Origin of the sequence: Providencia sp. R33 (assembly GCF_019343475.1) — a bacterium.
GTDB lineage: Bacteria > Pseudomonadota > Gammaproteobacteria > Enterobacterales > Enterobacteriaceae > Providencia.
This window is the reverse complement of sequence record NZ_CP072453.1, coordinates 4,406,459-4,429,200: the sequence shown is the minus strand read 5'-3', so window position 1 is coordinate 4,429,200 and position 22,742 is coordinate 4,406,459. Positions and strand designations below refer to the sequence as shown.

General features: G+C 41.3%; 22 protein-coding genes and 1 other annotated feature. Of the genes, 10 read left to right on the top strand and 12 right to left on the bottom strand.

Features of this window, described 5'->3' with window-relative positions; all coding sequences use genetic code 11:
- The 3 genes from J6836_RS20570 to J6836_RS20560 are packed head-to-tail and all read right to left on the bottom strand — an operon-like array spanning nucleotide 1 to nucleotide 3,025.
- Nucleotides 1–1,269, bottom strand: a complete 1,269-nt coding sequence (locus J6836_RS20570) for an efflux RND transporter periplasmic adaptor subunit (RefSeq protein ID WP_219245679.1) — start codon at nucleotides 1,267–1,269, stop codon at nucleotides 1–3.
- Nucleotides 1,270–1,286: 17 nt separating this feature from the next.
- A complete protein-coding gene (locus tag J6836_RS20565; RefSeq protein WP_255586276.1) occupies nucleotides 1,287–1,628 on the bottom strand; it encodes a copper-binding protein in 342 nt (113 codons plus the stop codon).
- Nucleotides 1,629–1,636: 8 nt separating this feature from the next.
- Entirely contained in the window at nucleotides 1,637–3,025 is a 1,389-nt protein-coding gene (locus J6836_RS20560) for an efflux transporter outer membrane subunit (protein ID WP_219245677.1), read from the bottom strand.
- Nucleotides 3,026–3,178: 153 nt separating this feature from the next.
- Between J6836_RS20560 and J6836_RS20555 the strand changes: the two genes are divergently transcribed.
- From J6836_RS20555 to J6836_RS20530, 6 genes are all read left to right on the top strand, one after another.
- Entirely contained in the window at nucleotides 3,179–3,862 is a 684-nt protein-coding gene (locus J6836_RS20555; RefSeq protein WP_219245676.1) for a heavy metal response regulator transcription factor, read from the top strand.
- Entirely contained in the window at nucleotides 3,855–5,240 is a 1,386-nt protein-coding gene (locus tag J6836_RS20550; RefSeq protein WP_219245675.1) for a Cu(+)/Ag(+) sensor histidine kinase, read from the top strand. The genes J6836_RS20555 and J6836_RS20550 overlap by 8 nt, the downstream gene beginning before the upstream one ends.
- Before the next feature lie 110 nt (nucleotides 5,241–5,350).
- On the top strand, nucleotides 5,351–5,818 hold the full coding sequence (locus J6836_RS20545) for a hypothetical protein (protein ID WP_219245674.1): 468 nt from the start codon (nucleotides 5,351–5,353) through the stop codon (nucleotides 5,816–5,818).
- Between the two features lie 201 nt (nucleotides 5,819–6,019).
- Complete coding sequence (locus tag J6836_RS20540) at nucleotides 6,020–6,250, top strand: hypothetical protein (RefSeq protein WP_219249585.1); 231 nt, start codon at nucleotides 6,020–6,022, stop codon at nucleotides 6,248–6,250.
- Nucleotides 6,251–6,529: 279 nt separating this feature from the next.
- The gene (locus tag J6836_RS20535; protein WP_219245673.1) at nucleotides 6,530–6,802 is read left to right on the top strand and encodes a hypothetical protein; all 273 of its coding nucleotides are present in this window, start codon (nucleotides 6,530–6,532) and stop codon (nucleotides 6,800–6,802) included.
- On the top strand, nucleotides 6,803–6,964 hold the full coding sequence (locus tag J6836_RS20530) for a hypothetical protein (RefSeq protein ID WP_219245672.1): 162 nt from the start codon (nucleotides 6,803–6,805) through the stop codon (nucleotides 6,962–6,964).
- 80 nt (nucleotides 6,965–7,044) lie between these two features.
- Here J6836_RS20530 and thrC read toward each other — a convergent pair whose 3' ends face one another.
- From thrC to thrL, 4 genes are all read right to left on the bottom strand, one after another.
- Entirely contained in the window at nucleotides 7,045–8,340 is a 1,296-nt protein-coding gene (thrC, locus tag J6836_RS20525) for a threonine synthase (RefSeq protein ID WP_219245671.1), read from the bottom strand.
- A gap of 3 nt (nucleotides 8,341–8,343) precedes the next feature.
- The gene (gene thrB / locus J6836_RS20520; protein WP_219245670.1) at nucleotides 8,344–9,273 is read right to left on the bottom strand and encodes a homoserine kinase; all 930 of its coding nucleotides are present in this window, start codon (nucleotides 9,271–9,273) and stop codon (nucleotides 8,344–8,346) included.
- 3 nt (nucleotides 9,274–9,276) lie between these two features.
- Nucleotides 9,277–11,736, bottom strand: coding sequence for a bifunctional aspartate kinase/homoserine dehydrogenase I (gene thrA / locus J6836_RS20515; protein ID WP_219245669.1), 2,460 nt, complete (start codon nucleotides 11,734–11,736; stop codon nucleotides 9,277–9,279).
- 24 nt (nucleotides 11,737–11,760) lie between these two features.
- Nucleotides 11,761–11,883, bottom strand: a sequence feature (Thr leader region).
- Complete coding sequence (thrL, locus tag J6836_RS23250; protein WP_219245668.1) at nucleotides 11,822–11,917, bottom strand: thr operon leader peptide; 96 nt, start codon at nucleotides 11,915–11,917, stop codon at nucleotides 11,822–11,824. (Overlaps the previous feature by 62 nt.)
- 1,031 nt (nucleotides 11,918–12,948) lie before the next feature.
- Between thrL and arcA the strand changes: the two genes are divergently transcribed.
- Entirely contained in the window at nucleotides 12,949–13,665 is a 717-nt protein-coding gene (gene arcA / locus J6836_RS20505; protein WP_206084510.1) for a two-component system response regulator ArcA, read from the top strand.
- Nucleotides 13,666–13,738: 73 nt separating this feature from the next.
- On the opposite strand, the gene creA is transcribed toward arcA, so the two are convergent.
- Complete coding sequence (creA, locus tag J6836_RS20500; protein WP_219245667.1) at nucleotides 13,739–14,215, bottom strand: protein CreA; 477 nt, start codon at nucleotides 14,213–14,215, stop codon at nucleotides 13,739–13,741.
- A gap of 179 nt (nucleotides 14,216–14,394) precedes the next feature.
- Between creA and robA the strand changes: the two genes are divergently transcribed.
- Nucleotides 14,395–15,309 carry an MDR efflux pump AcrAB transcriptional activator RobA gene (gene robA, locus J6836_RS20495; RefSeq protein WP_219245666.1) on the top strand — a complete coding sequence of 305 codons (915 nt, stop codon included), beginning with the start codon at nucleotides 14,395–14,397 and terminating at the stop codon, nucleotides 15,307–15,309.
- 39 nt (nucleotides 15,310–15,348) lie between these two features.
- Here the strand turns inward: robA and gpmB are convergent, their stop codons facing one another.
- The gene (gpmB, locus tag J6836_RS20490; RefSeq protein ID WP_219245665.1) at nucleotides 15,349–15,996 is read right to left on the bottom strand and encodes a 2,3-diphosphoglycerate-dependent phosphoglycerate mutase GpmB; all 648 of its coding nucleotides are present in this window, start codon (nucleotides 15,994–15,996) and stop codon (nucleotides 15,349–15,351) included.
- Nucleotides 15,997–16,048: 52 nt separating this feature from the next.
- Here gpmB and yjjX point away from each other — a divergent pair, with 52 nt between their 5' ends.
- Nucleotides 16,049–16,585 carry an inosine/xanthosine triphosphatase gene (gene yjjX, locus J6836_RS20485; RefSeq protein ID WP_219245664.1) on the top strand — a complete coding sequence of 179 codons (537 nt, stop codon included), beginning with the start codon at nucleotides 16,049–16,051 and terminating at the stop codon, nucleotides 16,583–16,585.
- 422 nt (nucleotides 16,586–17,007) lie between these two features.
- Here yjjX and trpR read toward each other — a convergent pair whose 3' ends face one another.
- From trpR to J6836_RS20470, 3 genes are all read right to left on the bottom strand, one after another.
- Complete coding sequence (gene trpR, locus J6836_RS20480) at nucleotides 17,008–17,325, bottom strand: trp operon repressor (protein ID WP_219245663.1); 318 nt, start codon at nucleotides 17,323–17,325, stop codon at nucleotides 17,008–17,010.
- A 677-nt stretch (nucleotides 17,326–18,002) separates the two neighbouring features.
- The gene (sltY, locus tag J6836_RS20475; protein ID WP_219245662.1) at nucleotides 18,003–19,916 is read right to left on the bottom strand and encodes a murein transglycosylase; all 1,914 of its coding nucleotides are present in this window, start codon (nucleotides 19,914–19,916) and stop codon (nucleotides 18,003–18,005) included.
- 278 nt (nucleotides 19,917–20,194) lie between these two features.
- Nucleotides 20,195–20,497 carry a HigA family addiction module antitoxin gene (locus J6836_RS20470; RefSeq protein ID WP_219245661.1) on the bottom strand — a complete coding sequence of 101 codons (303 nt, stop codon included), beginning with the start codon at nucleotides 20,495–20,497 and terminating at the stop codon, nucleotides 20,195–20,197.
- A 385-nt stretch (nucleotides 20,498–20,882) separates the two neighbouring features.
- Between J6836_RS20470 and ettA the strand changes: the two genes are divergently transcribed.
- Nucleotides 20,883–22,550, top strand: a complete 1,668-nt coding sequence (ettA, locus tag J6836_RS20460; protein ID WP_219245660.1) for an energy-dependent translational throttle protein EttA — start codon at nucleotides 20,883–20,885, stop codon at nucleotides 22,548–22,550.
- The last annotated feature ends 192 nt before the right edge of the window (nucleotides 22,551–22,742 follow it).

Here is a 22,742-nt window from a genome sequence, read left to right as displayed (position 1 = left end):
CTACTCCTGAGATTTATGTGATGAATGATTTGATGACTCGGATTGCACGGGAACCGCTTCCATTCGGGCCAATGCGCCCGCAATATTTGCTTCTGAATCGATAAGAAAAACACCTTGCGTCACAATTTTTTCGCCAACTTGTAACCCTTGTGAAATAGCCGTTGTTTGCTGGGATTCAGTGATAACACGCACTTTTTTAGGAATAAACTCCCCATGTTCCCCCACGACAATAACGTGTTGTTCTTTCCCTGAATCCACAATGGCTTGAGAAGGAACTAATAAACTTTCTTGCCCCTTCGCCTGCAAGTTTAAATAGGCAGTCATACCCGGCTTTAATACATTGGCGTTATCTTCAATTTCAGCGCGAATATTAATGGTACGACTTGCTTGATCTGCACTTGGTAATATCAACCAATTTTTCACCGTAAATTGCTGAGTTGGGTAAGCGGAGATAGACACCGAAAACTGAGCTTGTTTGGTTAATAATTCAGCTACTGATTGGGAGACAGATGCATTTACCCACAAAGGATTGGTTCCTTGTATTTGAGCGATAGCCACTTCTTTGGAAATATTCATACCTAAACGCAGATTTAATGCAGTAATAACACCGGATATCGGTGCTTGGACGGTAAAACGTGTTTGCACTTTCCCTGTTTTAATAAATTGGGAGAGCGCCCCTTCAGGCATGCCATTTAATCGCAAACGCTCAGTCACGCTATTAAGATCAGTTTGGCTTGCCCCCATTTGTTTTAACGCTAAATATTCACTTTGCGCCTCAACCCATGCGGGGATCGTCAAATCTGCAATTGGAACACCTTTTTGGATCCGCTCACCTACTGTAAATGGATACACTTTTTCAACAAAACCACTTTCCCTTGCTTGCACAATCGCAAATTGGTGATCATTAAACGTAATTTCGGCAGGAAATGTTAAGTCATAGCTTAATTGTCCCCATTTTACCTCAACCGTTTTTAACCCTAAATTTTGAGTTTGAGTTGGGTTAATAGTGATCCCTTTACTATCTGCTGATCCTTGGTTTTCATCGGCATATTTAGGCACAAGATCCATGTCCATAAATGGTGACTTACCCGGTTGATCAAACTTGGTATTTGGATACATCGGGTCATACCAATACAACACCGTGCGTTCTTGTTTTTCCATTGGTTGGTGACTATTTTCTTCAATAAAAAAATAGCGATAAAACAAGATTGAGATAACACTCGATATAATAATAACCAACAGCAATTTAGTGAGGTTAACTAATGACATAACATCTCTCTATCTAATTAGTTTATTTTTTCGACGGATTTTAATATTGAAAGATTGCCTTTTTGCTCAAAGGAAAATTTTAATTCGTCATTGTCCTGTAAGCCTTTAATCATATTTTCATCTTCATAGGTGAATCGCATCGTCATTGGCGGCCACCCAATACTTTCAATCTCTTTGTGGTTAATCGTTAATTTCTTATTTTCTTTATCAATAGAAATTAATTTCCCTTCCGTATTGATAACAGGTTCTGCAACTTTTTCAGGGTAAACAGAATGATTATGATCCGCTGCATTTGCGTAACCTGCCGCAGTGAACATGCCAATTGAAAGGGCAAAAACAATGCCATTTAACTTTTTCATACTTATCCTCATGATTTAATAAACCCACCACCAAGCGCAGAGAATAAAGTCACCTCATTCTTCTGCTGTTCAATTTTTAATTTCAGTAAATTTTGCAGCTCCGTAAATAAGCTTCTTTGTGCTTCAAGCACATCTAAATAGCTGGAGCCACCATAGCGGTAACTAGCTTGTTTTTGTGTTAAGACACTCTGCAATGTATTGACGTACAGTACCTGTGCACTTAATTGCTTTTCCAAGCTCGACTTAATAACCAACGCATCTTTCACTTCACGAAAAGCCACTTGAATACTTTTTTCATAGTTCACAATCGCTTTGTTTTTACGGATATTTGCAAGCTCAAGGTTTCGGCTATTTGTTCCTCCAGTAAAAATAGGTAGGGTGATTTTGGGAATAAAATTCCAAACACCATTTGAGGAATCAAATAAGCCTGACAACGAATCGTTGCTGTTAGCGACACCTGTATTGAAGGAAATAGAGGGAAAAAATGCAGCCCTTGCCACACCAATACTGGCATTCTCGGAAATGATATTTTGCTCTGCTGCCATAATATCTGGGCGGCTTAATAGAATGTCAGAAGACAAGGTCGAAGGTGCGGTGATCAACGGGTAATTAAGTTCAAAACCACCTTCTGGTATTTTGACTTTTTGAATATAGTCATTCGTTAAAAAATTCACTGAATTTTCATTTCTGGCAATTTCGCTGTGAATGTTTTCGATATTGATTTCAATTGACTGAACTTGCCCTTTCGCTTGTTCTAAATCAGCCAATGTCGCTTTTCCTGCTGCCACTTTTTGTGCCACGATCGATTGGCTATTGAGGTAACTCGTTTTCGTCTCTTGTGCAATCAATAATAGTTGCTGGTTATATGCGACATCTAAATACGCTTCTGCAACCGTTTTAATCGTTAAAATTTGAGTTGCTCTGTGCATCTCTTCTGAGGCAATAAATTTTGCTTTATCCCCTTCAGTTAAATTTTTTATTCGCCCAAAAAAGTCCAATTCATAGCTAATATCTACGCCTACATTATATTTTTTATCGAATGCAGCACCTTGCTGTAACCCTCGGCTATACTCGCTCCCCATTGAAGCGTTAATCTGCGGGTATTTTTCTGCGCTCGCTAGCCCAAAACGAACTCGAGCCTCTTCGACATCCAATGCGGCTAAATACAGATCACTATTTTTCTCAAGCGCACGTTGAATAACCGCTTTCAGTTGCGAGTCTTGAATAAACACTTGCCAGCTTGGCACTAAAAATATCGGTTGCTCAGTTGAGGTCGATACACCGCTGTTTAATTGGTTTGGCACATTTAAATTTGGGCGTTGGTATTCAGGTGCTAATGAAACACAGCCACTTAAAATTAGGGCATTTGCTATCAATAATATTTTGGGAAAATACATGGTATAGCCATGCCTCTGGTGATTAAAATTGGCGTTATAGTAGAAAAAGCTGCCTGTTAGATTCATGACATGAAAATGACAAATTTGTCATTTTACATTTGAGGATTTCAATGCTTAGAATGAAGTAGTGCAAATATTGTCGTTGAGGTGACTGTGAAATTACTTATTGTGGAAGATGAACATAAGACCAGAGAATATTTATCTAAAGGGTTAACAGAATCTGGCTTTGTGGTTGATGCAATAGAAAATGGGATCACAGGCCTACATATGGCGACAACTGAAGAGTATGATTTAATTATTCTTGATGTGATGTTACCCGATATTAATGGTTGGGAAATTGCTAAAAATTTTCGAACAATGGGAAGGAATACCCCAATATTAATGTTAACTGCACTGGGTAATGTTGAGCATCGAGTAAAGGGGCTAGAATTGGGAGCCGATGATTATTTAATCAAACCTTTCGATTTTTCTGAATTACTGGCGCGCATTCGTACCTTACTGCGCCGTGGTAATAATAGCATCCAAAAAACCCAATTCCATATCGCAGATCTTCATGTTGATTTAATAAAACGACGCGTTACTCGTGCTAACGATAAAATTAACTTAACCAGTAAAGAATTTGCATTACTTGAATTTTTTGTTTTGCACCAAGGAGAGGTTTTATCGCGTTCTTTAATTGCCTCCAAGGTGTGGGATATGAATTTTGATAGTGATACTAACGTCATTGATGTAGCAATTAAACGTTTGAGATCGAAAATAGATCTCAATTATGAGCCCAAATTGATCCACACAATTAGAGGAATGGGATATTTATTAGAGATCCCAGAAAATGATTAAATTATTTCATCCGCCAGTCTCTATTTTAACTCGGCTCGTCGTTTTGATCGGTGCAACGCTCTCGCTGGCTTTATTATTATTTAGTTGGATCATGATCAACTCCGTTGTCCTGCATTTTAAGCAACAGGATGAATACACTTTAAGCCAAATAAATTTAACCATCAGTAGTTTATTAAGTGAAAACTCTGATCCGAAAAATGAACCATTTTCGCGTATAAAAACCATTTTAAATGAGCACCAAGATATTGCTGTTTATCTTTCAGATAATCAGGGTAATACGTTAGCTTCCCCCAATACGAATAAAGATATTATTGAAGCATTAAAAAACTATAATGCTGAAAAAAATAACCAAGAACAATACCTTGAAAATTACCGCATTGCAGAAAAACATATTCAAGTTGGCGTACCTAGTGACGCCAAACAATACCGATTAGTAACCGCACTTTCCCTTAATTTTCATCATGATTATTTAAGCTCGCTAATCAATAGCCTAATCATTAGCGCTGTTTTGCTATGTTTATTAACGATATTCATTGTCTATTTTCTGGTAATTAAAGGGCTTAAACCCCTTAAAGAAGTGAGTGATGAAATTAAAAATGTCACTTCAGAAAATTTAAGTGTTCGATTAGACCCCACATCCGTACCAAAAGAATTAAAACAACTCACTGAGTCATTTAACCAAATGATAATCAAAATTGAGGATGTTTTTGTTAGGCAAACTAATTTTTCAGCCGATATTGCTCACGAGATGCGAACGCCGATTACAAACCTAATGACCGAAACTCAAATTTCGCTAAATAAGAGCCGTACAAAAGAAGAACTTGTTGAAGTTCTTTATTCAAACCTAGAAGAGTATAACCGGCTTTCACGAATGATTTCAGATATGTTATTTCTTGCTCAAGCCGATGATAATCGACTCATTCCTGAGAAAAAACAAGTGGATGTACAGTCAGAAATTGCGCTTATTTTCGATTATTTTGAGTTCTTAGCTGAAGATAATGAAATTCAACTTAAAATGTTTGGCGAAGCTGACATCATTTTAGCGGACAAAGACATGCTAAGAAGAGCACTAACAAACTTAATTTCTAATGCTATCCGCTATACGCCCAAAGGTGACACAGTAAGTATAAACCTAGCAAATGCCCAAAATGGCATCGAAATTATTGTCAGTAACCCAGGAAATAAAATCCCAGAAGAACACTTGCCAAAGTTATTTGACCGATTTTATCGCGTTGATAAATCACGCCAACGAAAAAATGAAGGAAGCGGTATCGGCCTCGCCATTGTGAAGTCCATTATATTGACCCATAAAGGAACCATTAACGTAAAATCTGATGAATATTCAACACGATTTACCATTTTTTTACCCAAGAATTAAATATTTAATATGTAAGATGGCAATCTTGTCATTTTACTGTCAGCTTTTAGACAGTATGTATTCATTATTATGACCTTATTGAAGTTCATTTAATTAAATAAGGATAGATAATGAAAAAGATTATTATTGCACTAAGTCTTATTGCTGCTACCCCCCATATTGCCAATGCAAAGTCAGATATGGATATTCATAAAAATGCCGCCACGGCATTAACATTTACTGAAAATAATAGTTCTGCGGCTAACCAATATGCCATCCAGCAACATTTAAGCCAAGCAGGTATTAATGTAGAACAAACCATTCGTTCAGATATCCCTTTATCTCAATTAGATAACCATGAAAAAGCAGCTATTGCCTTAAGCTTCACTCAAAATAATACCGCCCCTACTGTGTTAAGCAGTATTCGGTCACACCTTGAAAAATCAACAAATTTCAAACAAAATCAAATGAAACCCGCCACTTTATTTGCTGATATGAATGAGCATGAAAAATCAATTGTCATGCTCAATTTAAATAAAAACAGTTCATCTGCATATATTCAAAATGAAATAAATAATCATTTGAAAGAAATTAATTGATTTTTATATAATCCATATTATACAAATAATAATAATATGGTTTTCATCTCACCACCGACTCTAAAATTTAAACCAATCATTTTATATTCACCTTAAATAAATTTAATAAATTAATTAACTCGTCACTCTATTGAATATTATGAATAATTATTTAGACTTTTTTATGCAGTTTATTTAATTCACTTTTAATAAGGATTTTATATGCATAAAACATCTATTTTAATTATATTTTTATTATTTCCAATTTCTTCTTTTGCAACAACTTACTTTCTTGCATTATTAGAAACACCACCACTGGCCACATCTGAGCTTTGGCAGAATCATGGCGGTAATGGTGGGAATGGTGGTAACGGTGGTAACGGTGGTAACGGAGGAAATGGTGGTAACGGTGGTAACGGTGGTAACGGAGGAAATGGTGGTAATGGCCACTAATTAATAATACCAATCAATATTTCCCCCTTACCTAAAGGGGGGAAATGGAGGCGCTTATGAATAACCAATCAACCCTATCATTTTGTTCTCTATTATTAATGAGTATCTCTATTACGAGCCATGCCACTAACTCCTTTAATTTATTGATTAGTTGCTTATCTCAGGAAGCCACCGCCATCATGACTAATCCGCCTTCACAATTCAATTGTGGGCTAATACTTGAGAAAAAAAATACGTTTCAATTGATTGATCACGAAAACACTTCGACGAGTGGACAAAATGGCAAAAACGGCAGTAATGGCGGAGCTGGAGGCGACGGACAAAGCGGTGGAAATGGGGGGAATGGAGGAAACCACACAACTCAGAGCCATGGCAACCATGGAGGAAATGCAGCGCCAGGAAGCAATGGAAATGGGGGCAACGGCGGTAGCGGTGGTATCTATGGTGGTGATGGGGGCGATGGAGGAAACGGTGACGGCAGAGGGAATGGCGGAAATGGTGGAAATGGCTCTGTCAATGGTCACGGCGGTAACGGGGGTAATGGGGGATTAAATGGTGGAAATGGAGGCAATGGAGGTGATGGTTCAGGAAATGGAGATGGAGGAAAAGGGGGTGATGCAGGGTCAAATGGCGGCAAAGGTGGAAAAGGTGGGCGTGGTGGTTCTGATGGTGGCCGCGATGGTGATGATGGATGGAGCTCAATTTAACCAATAATGTCATTTCGATACTCATTCATTAAGCTTCGGCGAAACAAAAACGGAAGCCTAAGCTTCCGTTTTGATATCACAATCCACTTATTGCTTCGGTGCTAATTTCATTAGGAATTCACGTAATTTTGCAAAATCAGAAGGCAAGAAATGAGATAACAGTGGCAAATCTGCACGCTCGGCTAATTCTTTCGGTAAAGGGATTTGTTTATTTAAGATCTCCTCGACACTTTCTTTGAATTTAGCTGGGTGTGCTGTGCCTAAAAATAGGCCATATTCGCCTTCTTGCAATTGATCGCGCAACACGCGATAAGCAACCGCCGCATGAGGTTCTGATAAATACCCTTTTTTATCTAATTCACGGACAGTATCTTTTGTCACTTCATCGTCAACTGCACCAAACCCAAGATCTTTCAACGACCAGCCTTTACGACGGAAGATCTCTTCAATACGCGGCCAGTTATTTGGCTGGCTCACATCCATTGCGTTAGACAACGTTGCAACTGTTTGATGCGGTTTCCAGTCACCTTCAACCAAATAACGTGGAACCGTATCATTCACGTTGGTTGCTGCAATAAAGCGCTTAACGGGTAATCCCATGGATTTCGCCAATAAACCTGCAGTTAAATCACCAAAGTTACCACTTGGTACCGAGATCACTAAGTGATCGCGTTTTTCAGCTGGGATCTGTGCAACGGCTTCAAAGTAATAGCAGATCTGCGCTAATAAGCGGCTGATATTGATCGAGTTAGCTGAATTTAAGAATAATGCTTTTTTCAGTTCTTCATCATCAAACGATTGTTTAACTAATGCCTGACAAGCATCAAAGTCATCCTTGATAGCCACCGTGTGAATATTTTCACCCAGTGTACAGAAGAGTTTCTCTTGCAGTGGACTAATTTTACCTTCTGGGTAGAGGATCACCACTTGAACGTTATTTAAACGATAGAAAGCATGTGCCACCGCCGCACCTGTATCACCAGACGTTGCAGTTAGAATTGTTACAGGTTGCTCACCCGCAACTTGCCCCAGAGCTTGCGCCATAAAGCGCCCACCGAAGTCTTTAAATGCCAATGTTGGGCCGTGATATAACTCGAGAGTTGCGACGTCATCTTCCACTTTAGAAACAGGCGCAGGGAACGCAAATGCCGCCTTCACGCGAGCGGCAAGCTCAGCTTCTGGAATTTCATCACCAATAAATGCGCTCAGGATTTTACTGCTGCGGGTAACGAAATCTAATTTTAATAATTCGTCGATTTCTGCGGCGCTAAATTCTGGTAAATCTTGTGGAAAAAACAGACCTTGTTGCTTACCTAAACCTTGTTTAACAGCTTGTGCGAAGCTAACTTGTTCGTTGTTATCTTTTAAATTATACAGTTTCATTGTTTACCCTATTGTCCTTGCCCCGGCGAGATCCAAACGGCAGATATGCACAAAGCCTTCATCATTCTGAATATAATGTTGTTGCAAATACGCGGCCATTTTTTCAGCGATGACTTTGTCATCGCAAATAGCAAATAATGTAGGCCCTGAACCGGAGATCCCACAAGCTAATGCACCGATTTCTTTAGCGTTTTGTCGAGCTTCCGCGAAGCCTGGCAGTAATTGTGTACGGTATGGTTCTGCAACCACGTCTTGGATCATCGTCGCTGCCAACAATGGCTGGTTAGTATGACAAGCGTGGATAAAACCCGAGAGATAGCGCCCATGATTAACGATATCATGACGTGGATAACTGTTTGGTAAGATAGCGCGCGCTTCAGCTGTCGAAACTTTAATTCCTGGATACGCCATCACCCAGTACCAATTGTCGAATGCAGGCACTGGCTGGGAAATAATACCATTTTGCTCGATAATCAGCTGCAATCCACCGAGGAAACACGGGGCGACGTTATCGTAATGTACGCTACCCGAAATACGTCCTTCCAATTCCCCCATCATGCCAAGCAGCTGCGTGTCATCAAACGGTTTTTTTGCAAACTCATTCAGCGCCATCAGAGCAGCGACAACAGAACATGCGCTCGAGCCTAAACCTGAGCCAATTGGCATGTTTTTCTCAAGAGTCATTGCTACATTCAAGGGTTTCCCCAAACGCTCACAAAACAGCTGCCAACATTGGTAAACGATATTGTGTTCGTTTTTCTTTGGTAGTTTAGAAACAAATTTACCTTTGTTGGTTAACGAAAAGGTCTCTGCCGCCTCAACAGTCACACAATCGCCTAATAGTGAGCCATCAGCAGGTGAAACCGCCGCTCCAAGGACATCAAACCCGACGCTAACATTACCGATTGAAGCGGGTGCATAAACTTTAATCACTTATTAAACTCCCAATTTCCATGACAGAGTACGTAACATATCTGCAAATACACCAGCTGCGGTAACATCATTACCTGCACCATAACCTCTTAATACTAAAGGAATTGGCTGGTAATAGCGTGTATAGAAAGCCAATGCGTTTTCGCCATTTTTGACTTTAAAGAGCGGGTCATTGCCATCGACAGCAACAATCTTAACTTGGCAGCGCCCTTCTTCTATCAATCCAACATAGCGTAACACTTTTTGTTCTGCTTCTGCGGCTTTTATACGTGCAGCAAATTGGGCATCAAGTTGTGGTAAACGCGCCATAAACTCTGGAACTGGGCCTGAACTATCAAAATCAGTAGGGAGAACTGCTTCAATTTCAATATCTTGTAACTCTAAATTATAACCCGCTTCACGCGCTAAAATTAATAACTTACGTGCAACATCCATCCCTGATAAATCATCGCGTGGGTCTGGCTCAGTAAAGCCTTTTTCTTTAGCTAATGTGGTGGCTTCGGACAATGACATGCCTTCATCTAACTTACCGAAAATAAAGGATAATGAACCAGATAAGATGCCGCTAAAATGTACCAACTCATCACCTGCATTGAGTAAGTTTTGCAGGTTTTCGATAACGGGCAGGCCAGCACCCACGTTGGTATCATATAAAAACTTGCGCTTTGACGTTTCACTTGCAGCACGTAATTGATGGTAATAATCCATGGATAACGTGTTTGCTTTCTTGTTCGGTGTCACCACGTTAAAACCATCTTTTAAGAAATTCACATATTGCTCAGCAATTTCTTGGTTAGAGGTGCAATCGATGATCACTGGGTTTAAGAAATGATATTCACGCTCTAAGCGGATCAAGCGGCTCAAACTGAATGGCTCTTTCGCTTGTGCTAATTCCGCTTTCCAGTTACCAAGGTCAATACCTTGCATATTAGTCAACATAGCGCGCGAGTTAGCAATACCGCACACACGCAGGTCGATGTGCTTTTGCTTCAACCATTGTTGTTGACGATGGATTTGCTCGATTAATGCATTGCCCACACCGCCGACACCGACAATAAAGGCTTCAATCACTTGTTCTGCATTGAACAACATTTGGTGGCAGAGACGAACAGCAGTTGTCGCAGACTCATTAGCAATTACCGCAGAAATAGAGCGCTCAGACGAACCTTGGGCGATAGCCACAATGTTAATATTGCCACGAGTCAATGCAGAGAAGAATCGCGCAGAAATGCCTTTTAACGTGCGCATACCATCACCAACTACAGAGATAATCGCCAGTTGCTCCATCACACCCAGCGGGTCTAACACGCCATCCTTAAGCTCTAAGTAGAACTCTTCTTCGAGGGCTGCACGAGCACGTAGCAATTCCCCTTGTGGCACACAGAAACTGATACTGTATTCAGACGATGATTGGGTAATCAAGACAACTGAAATGCCTTTGCGGGACATCACGGAAAAAATACGTGCCGCCATTCCAACCATCCCTTTCATACCTGGCCCAGAGACGTTGATCATCGCCATGTTATTCAGGTTAGTAATGCCTTTTACTGGCGTGCTGTCATCGGTCTGACCATCACCAATCAAAGTACCTGGAGCGCTTAAGTTAGTGGTGTTTTTAATCAGGCAAGGAATTTGGAACTGGGCAATGGGGGCAATGGTGCGAGGATGAAGAACTTTAGCGCCGAAATAAGAAAGCTCCATGGCTTCTTGATACGACATCCCTTTTAATAAACGGGCGTCTGGTACAAGACGTGGGTCACAAGTATAGACACCATCCACGTCAGTCCAAATTTCACAACAATCTGCGCGCAAGCATGCGGCTAATACAGCGGCTGAGTAGTCTGAACCGTTACGGCCTAAAACGACTAACTCCCCTTTCTCATTACCCGCGGTAAAGCCCGCCATTAATACAAAGTGGTCTTTAGGGATATTTAGCTCAGCAATACGCTTTGTTGATTCATTGATATCAACTGTAGACTCGAGGTAATGCCCCTTTGCTAACAAACTTTCGACAGGATTGATTACTGTGACGTTATGACCCCGTGCTTTTAGAACGGATTCCATAATGGCAATTGACAGTTTTTCACCACGACAAATGATTGATGCATTAATGCTATCAGGGCATTGGCCTAGAAGAGTAATACCATGCAGTACTTGTTTGATTTGCGCGAATTCTTGCTCAGTGAGTTTTTTCAGTCGGTCATACTCAAAACCAGGCTGTTTTTCTTTCAATCCTTTTAGCAGGTTAGCAAAAATCATTTCGGCATCATTCACATGCGTGATGACATCCTGACCTGCAACCGTTTTATCAATCATTGCAACGAGATGGTTAGTGATTTTTGCTGGCGCTGACAGCACCAGAGCCACTTGCCCATCTGCTAGTTTACTTTCAGCGATGTCAGCAACATTCAGTACTCGTTCATCATTCGCAACCGAAGTACCGCCAAATTTAAGCACACGCATGGTATTTCTCTCCTGAATTAACACCAAAAAAAAACCCGCATCTGGTAAGGGATGCGGGCTTTTTCATTTTTATTTTTTGGATGCGTCAGCCCGCCCCGTTTCCTGTGGTTACGGTGGTGGTGGTAATAATAATAGTCAGGCTGATATTACGCATAAATTCTGTCTGTCTCATTAGATCCATTAAGTTTCTCCCTATACGGTTAAAGCAATTGCTATAAATTGTCAAATTTATTTGTAAAAACACACCACTGAATTTGCTTTTTTTTGATTAAAAATTATCTACACAAAGAACCTAATTTTGAATAAAAAGAGAAATAGTTCAGAAAAAGTAGTTTTAAACACTGGATATCACAAAACTATTGGTCAAATATCTTTTTGCGAATTTTAATTTAAATTAGGCTATTAAATAACCAACAATAACGTGTAACCTGACTTTATTGTGAGCAAGATACATCTTCCCAAAGCAAAAAATTTATCGTTATTCTGACTTTATCAGCCTAGATAAATTCACCATTCTCCGCATTAGGTGTTTTTACTTAGCTATGTAATTTTATTGAGCTTCAATAAAACAAAAACTCTAATGTGTATGTTTCTTAATTGTAAAAAAAACACTTAACGAAAATAAAATAGGTAACTTTCCTAATTAAACACCATAAAAACCCAAATCAGAGGTGTTAATTTTACATTCCTGCTATCACTGAATCTCCAAAGCCGCTTTTTGACAAAGAGAAGGACTCTTCGGAATTCGAGCTAGGTCACAAATTGAGCATTATTAATAATGCTATATTTAGCATCCTAAAAACTTAATGCTTTAATATCAATCTCAAACAGGAATCCCTCTCATTACCTTCTGCAATTTTAAGTGTCTATCCGATATCTAAACAGCCAGTTAATTTATATAATTATCTCCCTAACAATTTTTGTTAACGTGCTACAATTGATTTTGATATGTATCAACAAAAGTTAGTTTTTTAGGTGGTAAATGCAGTATTAGCTGTTATATTGCTGTTAACAGCCCAATATTGGGAGTGTGCTTATATTTTGATTCACTTTTAGAGTCAATTGCTAGAAGCGGCAACATAAAGTCACTGTTGAATTTCAAAACAAATTTATACTCATGAACGTGTTTTTCCAGAGAACAATATCAATAACCACCTAACTGGAAACGGCTTATGAGTTCAGTATTTTTATTTTAATACTTAGGTAGCAACTATGCAGACCCCACACATTTTGATTGTTGAAGATGAGATTGTCACACGCAATACGCTAAAAAGTATCTTTGAAGCGGAAGGCTATGTGGTTCATGAGGCAACTGATGGTGAAGAGATGAATAACATCCTCTCTGAGCATGACATCAATTTAGTCATCATGGATATTAACTTACCAGGTAAAAACGGTTTATTACTCGCACGTGAGTTACGTGAGCAAGAAAGCATCGCTTTAATGTTCCTAACTGGACGTGATAACGAAGTCGATAAAATACTTGGCCTTGAAATCGGCGCTGATGATTATATCACCAAACCATTTAACCCACGCGAACTGACCATTCGTGCGCGTAACCTGTTGTCTCGCACCATGAATTTAGCGGGTGGTACTGAAGAACGCCGCCTCGTTGAAAGTTATAAATTCAATGGTTGGGAATTGGACATTAACAGCCGTTCATTAGTCAGCCCAGCGGGCGAGCACTACAAATTACCACGTAGTGAGTTCCGTGCAATGCTGCATTTTTGTGAGAATCCGGGCAAAATTCAAACCCGCGCTGACTTACTGAAGAAAATGACTGGCCGTGAATTAAAACCACACGACAGAACCGTTGACGTGACTATCCGTCGTATTCGTAAACACTTTGAATCGACTCCAGACACGCCAGAAATCATCGCGACCATTCACGGTGAAGGCTATCGTTTCTGTGGTGATTTAGACGAATAATTAGCTAGCTAATTTTCCGTCATAAAAAAGCACCTTTATAGGTGCTTTTTTTACGCTTATCACTCACTCAATACTACCAAGGCATAATCGGCACTGCACTTAAGGCATTTTTTGGAGAGCCGTCGATCATTTTGTCTGAGTAAGTTAAATAAATCAGTGCATTCCGTTTTGGGTCGTAAAAACGTACAACTTGCAGTTTCTTGAAGACTAACGACGTTCTTTTCTGGAAAACAACCTGACCTTTTGTTGGTTTACGTTTTACACGGTCGCTCAATTCAATGGGTCCAACTTGTTGGCAAGAAATTGCCGCATCAGACGTATCTTCCGCTAACCCTAACCCACCCTTGATCCCGCCCGTTTTTGAACGACTCAAATAGCATGTCACATTTTCAACATCAGGGTCATCAAAAGCTTCAACAACAATTTTATGGTCTGGCCCAAAAATTTTAAACACAGTATCCACTGAACCAACTTCTTCAGCGAGCGCTGAACCAGACGCCGCCGCTAACAACGACGCAAATACGATTTTTTTTAACGTGGAAAAACGCATACTGGGTTTCCTATTCAATTTACACCAATAAAACACCTTAACGGGGTTAATTATTTACTTTTCTAACTAATTCCCAAATACAACTCATTTACTATAAACGAAAAAGATAACTTGATATAGAATAGCAATTCATTGATAGATTATATCTGTTCTATAAGTCGCATTGGCTGGGGATATACATGGATCAAACTAATATTATTCGCGACTTGCTTCGCTGGATAGATGATAACCTCGATAAACCGCTTTCGCTGGATAACGTCGCTGCAAAAGCAGGCTACTCTAAGTGGCATTTACAACGAATGTTCAAAGAGGTCACCGACCAAGCGATTGGGGCTTATATTCGAGCGAGAAGGCTTTCTCGCGCTGCGGTAGCGCTACGCTTAACCAGCCGACCAATTTTAGATATTGCGCTGCAATATCGCTTTGACTCGCAACAAACATTTACGCGCGCCTTTAAAAAGCAGTTTAATTTAACGCCTGCTTTTTATCGCCGTAGCGAAGAGTGGTGCGCAGCGGGTATCTGCCCGCCGATTATTTTAGATAATCACGTCAATATTGACCATGAATTTATGCACATGCCTGAGTTGTCACTGGTTGGCTTAGAACAAAGCTGTTCATATGCGTTAGAAGAGTGGTCAACCGCTTGCTCAAAAATGCGCCAAACGTTCTGGCACTATTATTTGGACAACACGACAACTATCGCCTCTGAAGTATTTGGTTTGCATCATGCAATCCATAATCCTGAAAAAGAAGATGAACAGACGGTGTTTTACACCACGGCAGTGAAACCTGAAGATGCAAGTTTCAACACCGATCAATACGCAAATATCACGCTACCAAGTGGAAATTATGTGAAATTTTCATTTAGCGGAGTACCAACGCGTGATGCGCTGCAAGAGTTTTTGTATCAGATCTACGGTGTTTATTTGCCAAAACTCAATTTGACCCGTCGACCAGGGTATGACATCGAACATTATCGATTAAAAAATATTGAGTTGCATAAGATCACACCTGACAGTGATGACCCCAAAACGCATATTGATACGTTTGACTACTATGTACCTATCAAAACGGATGTCGCTGTAGCCGCTTAATCGAAAGGCGTTTCTATCATGAAACGCCTTTTTCTCTCACTAGCCTTGTTGTTCATCCAACGCAGGTTGCGTTAAATGCGTGACTTCCCCTGCTGTTTCCACAATCCAGCCATTGGCTAACCATGGGCTATTTTGGTAATCTACACGTGATAACGAGCAATTACGTAAGCGTAGGCGACGTTCTGAATACGCAGGGACGCCCATAATACGGCTTATCAATGAGCTCAGCGCAATGCCATGACTGACGAGTAATGGTCGGCTCCCTTCCGGTAAATCTAAGCAGCTATTGAGCGCCGCAAACATACGAGTGTAAAGCTCCTCCATCGATTCCCCATTAGGAATTCGCCCACCGCGAGTGCCATCAATCAAGCTTTTGCGCCATTGTTCTTCTTCTTCCGTTAATGATTCAATCGCTCTTTGCTCCAGCACACCCATATTTAGTTCACGTAGACGCGGTTCTGTGATAATTTCACATCCGCATACACTTGCAATGATTTGTGCAGTTTCTAGTGTGCGCCCCATATCACTAGTGATAATATGGGTAATGCCTTCTGATTTTATCCTTTCAGCCACCTGCTTTGCTTGCAATCGTCCCGTGGCTGTCAGAGGGCTATCAGATTGTCCCTGGATGCGGCGAGCCAAATTCCATTCAGTTTCGCCATGGCGAACAAGATAAACCTGTAACATAGATGTGTTCCGTTATTACTTTTCGAAGTATGTGTTCAAAGGAAAATAATGAATGTACCAAGTTATAGCTGCAACGACTAACCCTGCCAAAATTAAAGCAATCCATCTAGCTTTCGATGCTGTTTTTGGGCCAGGCAGTTATCAAATTGAAGATATTAATGTCGATAGCAGTGTTCCACAGCAACCTATCGGTAATAATGAAACCCGTACAGGCGCTAGACAACGCGTGATGGCTTCAAGACAAGTTCGCCCAGAAGCAGACTTTTGGGTTGGTATTGAAGCGGGTATTGATGATGATATGACTTTCGCTTGGATTGTCATTGAACACAAGCAAATTCGCGGTGAATCTCGCTCAGCAAGTATCATGATCCCAGAAAAAATTCTGGCAGGTATTCGTGAAGGTCGCGAACTCGGCGATGAAATGGCCTTTTTGACGGGTATCGATAATATCAAACAACAAGGTGGAGCCATTGGTTTTTTCACTGACGGCGTATTAACCCGCACCAGTGTTTACCAACAAGCCTTAATATTGGCTTTGGTTCCCATTAAGCATGAAATTTATAAAGAGCTAAACCAAGTCGAAGACTAATTATACTCAAAATAATTAAAATTGCATGTAGGCAAAAGTGCCACTTTAATACACACCAAAGTATGGGAAACCATACTTTTTTTATGTGTACTTATTTGAAATACCACAAATATTCAAAATATGTTAGCAAACGAAGCCAACATCCCTACAATTTGAAGTATGATGAATAGTGTATTCTAAATAATTCAGATTGTAGGTAGGCGGCAAGTGCCGCTAAGCCCTAGGAACATACACAAGTATGTGACTAGGGTTAGCAAACGAAGCCAACACCCCTACAATTTGAAGTATGACGAATAGTGTATTCTAAATAATTCGTGCGGTGACTAGGCGACAAGCGAGGATAGCTTGGGGAGCATACATAAGTATGTGACCCAAGTAGCCGAGAGCAGTCAACAACGTCATCGTGCGAAGTATGACGAATATCAGAGTAGTTGTTGCTCCAACCACGCTTTAACAGGAATAGGCGCTGACTTTAGGCTATTTGACCCACGTGTAATTGTCGCGATCCCAACACCGAGCTCATTTTTTAGCTCTCGTTGGCTCATTTCGCCACGCATCAGCTCTTGTACGATTCTGACTCGAGTTGCTAAGGCCGTTCGTTCATCTGGAGTAAGCAGTAATTGCAAAACTGGCAATTGAATATCTTGTTCAAAGGCCAGTTGAAGTAAATTCACAAAGCGCAGCCAGTCAGCGTTCTCATCGGCTGTTAGTGCCGGATCATGGTGTTGATTTGCTGTCATCGTTTATCCATCCATACTATTTAACTAGTACAAATAATAACACACTCTGATTAGAAATCATCAATCAAACGCTTATCAAGATTCAACAATACAAAAAACAACCAAATTTCATTTAGTTACTTCATTAATACACTAAATAGTTTGAGTTGTGACTAGGCGACCAGCGAGGATAGCTTGGGGAGCATACACAAGTATGTGACTAGGGTTAGCAAGTGAAGCCAACACCCCTACAATTCAAAATATGGCAAGTCTTAATACTCAAAATATGACAAACACTAATACGCTAAATAGTTTGAGTTGTGACTAGGCGACCAGCGAGGATAGCTCGGGGAGCATACATAAGTATGTGACCCGAGTAGCCGAGAGCAGTCAACAACGTCACAGCTCAAAATATGGCAAGTCTTAATACTCAAAATAGTTCGGGTTGTAGGTAGGCGGCGAGTGGCGCTAAGCCCTAAGAGCATACACAAGTATGTGATTAGGGTTAACACATGAAGCCCACCTACCACTCGAAATATGACAAGTCTTAATACTCAAAATATGACAAACACTAATACGCTAAATAGTTTGAGTTGTGACTAGGCGACCAGCGAGGATAGCTCGGGGAGCATACATAAGTATGTGACCCGAGTAGCCGAGAGCAGTCAACAACGTCACAGCTCAAAATATGACGCGAATTAGTATTTCATATTCCATTCGTGGGGAAGTAAAACCTTACTCCCCTTTTGCCCCATAAAATGACGATAGAACAAATCATACGACAGCACATTTTTCACGTAGCCGCGGGTTTCTGAGAACGGAATGCTTTCAACAAATGCCACGGCATCAATACGGCCGCCACTGTTCCCCAACCAACGAGTCACCCGTGATGGGCCTGCATTATAGGCTGCACTGGCTAAAATACGGTTATTACCAAATTGCTGGTAAACATCTTCCAGATACGCCGTACCCAGTTCGATATTCATCGTTGGGTTAGTGAGCTGGCTAGTATTCACATAATCAATACCTTGCTTCTGTGCGGTATGTTTTGCTGTTGCTGGCATTAACTGCATCAAACCTGTTGCGCCCACTGGTGAACGCGCTTGTGGGTTCCAAGCACTCTCTTGGCGAGCGATAGCCATCGCATAACTTTTTTGTATGTCTTTTGATTTGGTATACAGATTAAATTCTTTGTCCCAAGCCAGTGGGAAGCGTTCTTCAAGGTGATCCCACAGTTTTGCCGTGATAGTAGCTTGCACACTGAGATCTGCCCATTGGTTATCGAACGCATAACGTGCCAGCTGCTCTTGTTGGTTAGCTGGGCGAGATGCCACCAAGCTTGCCCATTCTGAACGCGCTAAATTATCCATCTCCCAATACATTAACTCACGCACACGCTGAACTTCAGGCAGCTGGCTGATGCTCGCATCTGGCTTCACCGCGCTTTTGACTAACACAGGGTAATCAATTTCTAACACTTGCGCGGCAACCATCGGGTAGAAACCACGTTTTTCAGTTAGCTGGCGAAGCAGCGTTTCGCCTTCCGCTTTTTTCCCTGCATCAATTAACGTGATAGCCTGCCAATATTGCCATTCTTCTTTGTTTTTCACTTCTGCTGGAAGCTGCCTTAGCCATGAAGCTACCCCCGTTTTATCCCCTTGCCCTAACGCAAGACGGACACGGCGCTCTTTCAACGAAGCCGAATTTGTTTCCTGAATAGTTTCATCACGCCATTGCGCTTGTTCAGGGGTCACATCTCCCATGTACTGCCATGCAATGCTATCTTTTAGCTGCTGGTTTTCAGCCATATTCATTTTTTGCGCAGCGCTTACGCTGCTTAATACGGAGCGAGCAGCATCTGGCGATTGGCGTGCATAGCGGTTAAATGCTGCAATGGTTGCTTGGCGAGTAAAGTCCGTTGGGGTGACAGTTTTTGCAAACGAAACCACCGAAGCTGGCTCATTTTGCAATTTAATCAACGCATCACCAATGGTTTTATAACTTGGCGGTAGGCGTTTTGCTAAATAACTGGCAATCGACGGGTTCCCCTCTTTAATCGCTAAATTAATGCGTTCCAGCACCATTTCAGCACTTAAATAGCCTGCTTTTTCCCATTCGTTAAATAGCTTATCGCAGGCAGCGGGCATTGAATGGCCATTTAACCACGCTTTTTCAGCGCCTTGCCAAGCCACTTGTTTGTTCCCAACTGCCCAGTTAGCAAAATAAAAATTACATTGTGCTTCGGCAGGTTTTGGCGCTTCAGGGCTAAATTCAAGCAATGATTTCCACTCTTGGCGGCGGGCAAGTTCGTTGACAAAACGCGTTTTTAAATTCTTAGCAACAGGTAGTGTTGGGTAGGCGTTAATAAACTCCTGAACCTGACGAGGTGAAATAATATCAAGGTCTTGCGTCAGCTCACGGTAAGCCAAATAAGGATAAAGAGGATAATCATGCAACGTCGGTAATAAGCGCTCCACTTCATCCATTTTATTTGCATCCCAAGCGGTTTTAATCGCTTGATACCGCTCCCGCTGTGACTGTAGGGAATCCGCCCATACGGTGCTCGAAACCAGCATCATTGTCACTGGAATTGCCGCTAACCAACGTTTCATATCCACTCGCTCCATCGCTAAACTAAAGTCAAAATACAGGAAAAACCTTAACCTATAATACCCCAAATAATTCGAGTTGCAGGTAGGCGACAAGCGAAGATAGACGAGAAGCATAGATAAACTATGTGACTCGGCGAGCGTAGCGTAGTCAACACCGCTGCAACTTGAAGGATTACGGGTATATTAAACATATATCAATAATGTTAATGCTACCGAAAGTTTTTATCGAGCAACAGCGGAGAGTTCCTGAATTTACCTGTTTTACAGTCTTTTACGTATCATTTATACAGTTCAGTATCCACCTGAGTCGGAAATAAAGGTTTGATTGCCGGCCGCTCTGCTAAAGAGGCTTGCCACAGCTCATATTGAGCCTGCATCTCTACCCACATCTTTGCACTAGTTCCTAGTGCCATTTCCAAGCGGATCGCCATATCGGCCGAAACGCCACTGCTACCATTAAGAATACGTGACAATGTTGCACGAGTGACACCCAATCCTTTCGCTGCGTCAGTCACTGAAATTCCCTCTAAATACTCACGCAACACCATACCTGGGTGTACTGGATTATGCATTTTATTCATGATTTTCACCTTAATGATAATCTTGATAATCAACGAGGATGGCATCTTCACCCTCAAATTTAAACGTTAACCGCCAATTTCCATCCTAAAAAAACGCTCTATTCCTTTGTCTTAAAACTTTTTATCACAATTCACTCCCTGTATAGCGTATCGACCCACTATACAGACAGAGTTAAAAAAGTAAATGTTTAAAAATAAAACACCGCTGTTATCTGCCTATCTCTCATCAGATAACGGGGAGGGATGGATGATCCTCTGATGTTCAGGTATAGTTCAGGACAAACAATTTATCGCGGTTTTTCTCTGTCTTTTAGGGCATTCTCCCCTGACGTACAGAAAACAGCATAAAATTAAAATTCCCTTTATAAAACAAAAGGTAAATAACTTGGCTCAATTCGTTTATAGTATGTATCGGGTTGGAAAAATTGTTCCACCGAAACGTCATATTTTAAAAAATATCTCTCTGAGCTTCTTCCCGGGGGCTAAGATCGGTGTTTTAGGTCTCAACGGTGCTGGTAAATCAACATTGCTGCGCATCATGGCGGGTATTGATACCGATATCGAAGGTGAAGCACGTCCGCAACCTGGCTTAAAAATCGGCTACCTGCCACAGGAACCAAAACTGAACCTTGAACACACCGTGCGTGAAGCGGTGGAAGAGGCAGTTGGCGAAGTTAAACGTGCATTAACGCGTTTAGACGAAGTTTATGCCGCCTACGCAGAAGAAGGTGCAGATTTCGATAAACTGGCCAAAGAACAAGGCGAGTTAGAAGCGATTATTTCCGCACAAGATGGCCACAATTTAGATAACCAACTGGAACGAGCTGCTGATGCGCTGCGTCTGCCAGCTTGGGATGCAAAAATCGAAAACCTCTCTGGGGGTGAACGCCGCCGTGTGGCAATTTGCCGCCTGCTGCTTGAAAAACCAGACATGCTGCTGCTCGATGAACCAACCAACCACTTGGATGCCGAGTCTGTTGCGTGGTTAGAGCGTTTCTTACATGACTACGAAGGCACCGTTGTGGCCATCACGCATGACCGTTACTTCTTAGATAACGTTGCAGGTTGGATCCTTGAACTTGACCGCGGTGAAGGTATTCCATGGGAAGGCAACTACTCTTCATGGCTTGAGCAAAAAGATGAGCGTCTGTCGCAAGAAGCATCAACTGAAGCGGCTCGCCGTAAGTCTATCGAAAAAGAGCTTGAGTGGATCCGTCAAAACCCGAAAGGCCGTCAATCGAAAGGTAAGGCGCGTCTGGCTCGCTTTGAAGAACTTAATAACGTTGAATATCAAAAACGTAATGAAACAAGTGAACTCTTTATTCCACCTGGACCACGTTTAGGTGACAAAGTCATCGAGGTTGAAAACCTAAGTAAATCATATGGTGACCGCGTATTAATCGATAACCTGAATTTCTCCATTCCTAAAGGGGCAATTGTTGGGATTATCGGTCCAAACGGTGCGGGTAAATCTACCCTGTTCCGTATGATTTCAGGCCAAGAGCAACCTGATTCAGGGTCGATCACTGTGGGTGAAACAGTTAAGATTGCCTCTGTTGACCAGTTCCGTGACTCAATGGATGACAGCAAAACCGTATGGGAAGAGATTTCCAACGGGCAAGATATCATGCGTATTGGTAACTTCGAGATCCCGAGCCGTGCTTACGTTGGCCGCTTTAACTTTAAAGGCATTGACCAAGGTAAACGTGTTGGCGAGTTATCTGGTGGGGAACGTGGTCGTTTACACTTAGCCAAACTGCTACAAGTAGGCGGCAACGTACTGTTACTCGATGAACCAACCAACGACCTCGACGTAGAAACCTTACGTGCGTTAGAAAATGCGCTGTTAGAGTTCCCTGGTTGCGCTATGGTTATTTCCCATGACCGTTGGTTCCTTGACCGTATCGCTACGCATATCATTGATTATCAAGATGAAGGTAATATTACGTTCTTCGAAGGTAACTTCTCTGAGTATGAAGATTATAAAAAGCGTACGTTAGGTGCGGAAGCGTTGCAACCGCATCGGATGAAATATAAGCGTATGACCAAATAATATTCTTCATTCTTCGGCTTGCAGCGGCGTTGGCTTCGTTTACTAACCCTAGTCACATACTTATGTATGTGACTAGGGGCTGTTTATCTTTGCTGCTGATTTTTACCGCTAAAAAAGGTCAAAAAATAATTAAAACAATGATAAATGTGTCAATCAAGATGACTAACTATTATCTACGTTAACTATTGTGCT

Excerpts from the sequence above, each read along its gene's own strand:
- J6836_RS20570 (WP_219245679.1), bottom strand. The coding sequence starts at position 1,269 with ATGTCATTAGTTAACCTCACTAAATTGCTGTTGGTTATTATTATATCG.
- J6836_RS20565 (WP_255586276.1), bottom strand. The coding sequence starts at position 1,628 with ATGAAAAAGTTAAATGGCATTGTTTTTGCCCTTTCAATTGGCATGTTC.
- J6836_RS20560 (WP_219245677.1), bottom strand. The coding sequence starts at position 3,025 with ATGTATTTTCCCAAAATATTATTGATAGCAAATGCCCTAATTTTAAGT.
- J6836_RS20550 (WP_219245675.1), top strand. The coding sequence starts at position 3,855 with ATGATTAAATTATTTCATCCGCCAGTCTCTATTTTAACTCGGCTCGTC.
- J6836_RS20545 (WP_219245674.1), top strand. The coding sequence starts at position 5,351 with ATGAAAAAGATTATTATTGCACTAAGTCTTATTGCTGCTACCCCCCAT.
- J6836_RS20540 (WP_219249585.1), top strand. The coding sequence starts at position 6,020 with ATGCATAAAACATCTATTTTAATTATATTTTTATTATTTCCAATTTCT.
- J6836_RS20535 (WP_219245673.1), top strand. The coding sequence starts at position 6,530 with ATGGCAAAAACGGCAGTAATGGCGGAGCTGGAGGCGACGGACAAAGCG.
- J6836_RS20530 (WP_219245672.1), top strand. The coding sequence starts at position 6,803 with ATGGTGGAAATGGAGGCAATGGAGGTGATGGTTCAGGAAATGGAGATG.
- thrC (WP_219245671.1), bottom strand. The coding sequence starts at position 8,340 with ATGAAACTGTATAATTTAAAAGATAACAACGAACAAGTTAGCTTCGCA.
- thrA (WP_219245669.1), bottom strand. The coding sequence starts at position 11,736 with ATGCGTGTGCTTAAATTTGGCGGTACTTCGGTTGCGAATGATGAACGA.
- thrL (WP_219245668.1), bottom strand. The coding sequence starts at position 11,917 with ATGGATCTAATGAGACAGACAGAATTTATGCGTAATATCAGCCTGACT.
- arcA (WP_206084510.1), top strand. The coding sequence starts at position 12,949 with ATGCAGACCCCACACATTTTGATTGTTGAAGATGAGATTGTCACACGC.
- creA (WP_219245667.1), bottom strand. The coding sequence starts at position 14,215 with ATGCGTTTTTCCACGTTAAAAAAAATCGTATTTGCGTCGTTGTTAGCG.
- robA (WP_219245666.1), top strand. The coding sequence starts at position 14,395 with ATGGATCAAACTAATATTATTCGCGACTTGCTTCGCTGGATAGATGAT.
- gpmB (WP_219245665.1), bottom strand. The coding sequence starts at position 15,996 with ATGTTACAGGTTTATCTTGTTCGCCATGGCGAAACTGAATGGAATTTG.
- yjjX (WP_219245664.1), top strand. The coding sequence starts at position 16,049 with ATGTACCAAGTTATAGCTGCAACGACTAACCCTGCCAAAATTAAAGCA.
- trpR (WP_219245663.1), bottom strand. The coding sequence starts at position 17,325 with ATGACAGCAAATCAACACCATGATCCGGCACTAACAGCCGATGAGAAC.
- sltY (WP_219245662.1), bottom strand. The coding sequence starts at position 19,916 with ATGAAACGTTGGTTAGCGGCAATTCCAGTGACAATGATGCTGGTTTCG.
- J6836_RS20470 (WP_219245661.1), bottom strand. The coding sequence starts at position 20,497 with ATGAATAAAATGCATAATCCAGTACACCCAGGTATGGTGTTGCGTGAG.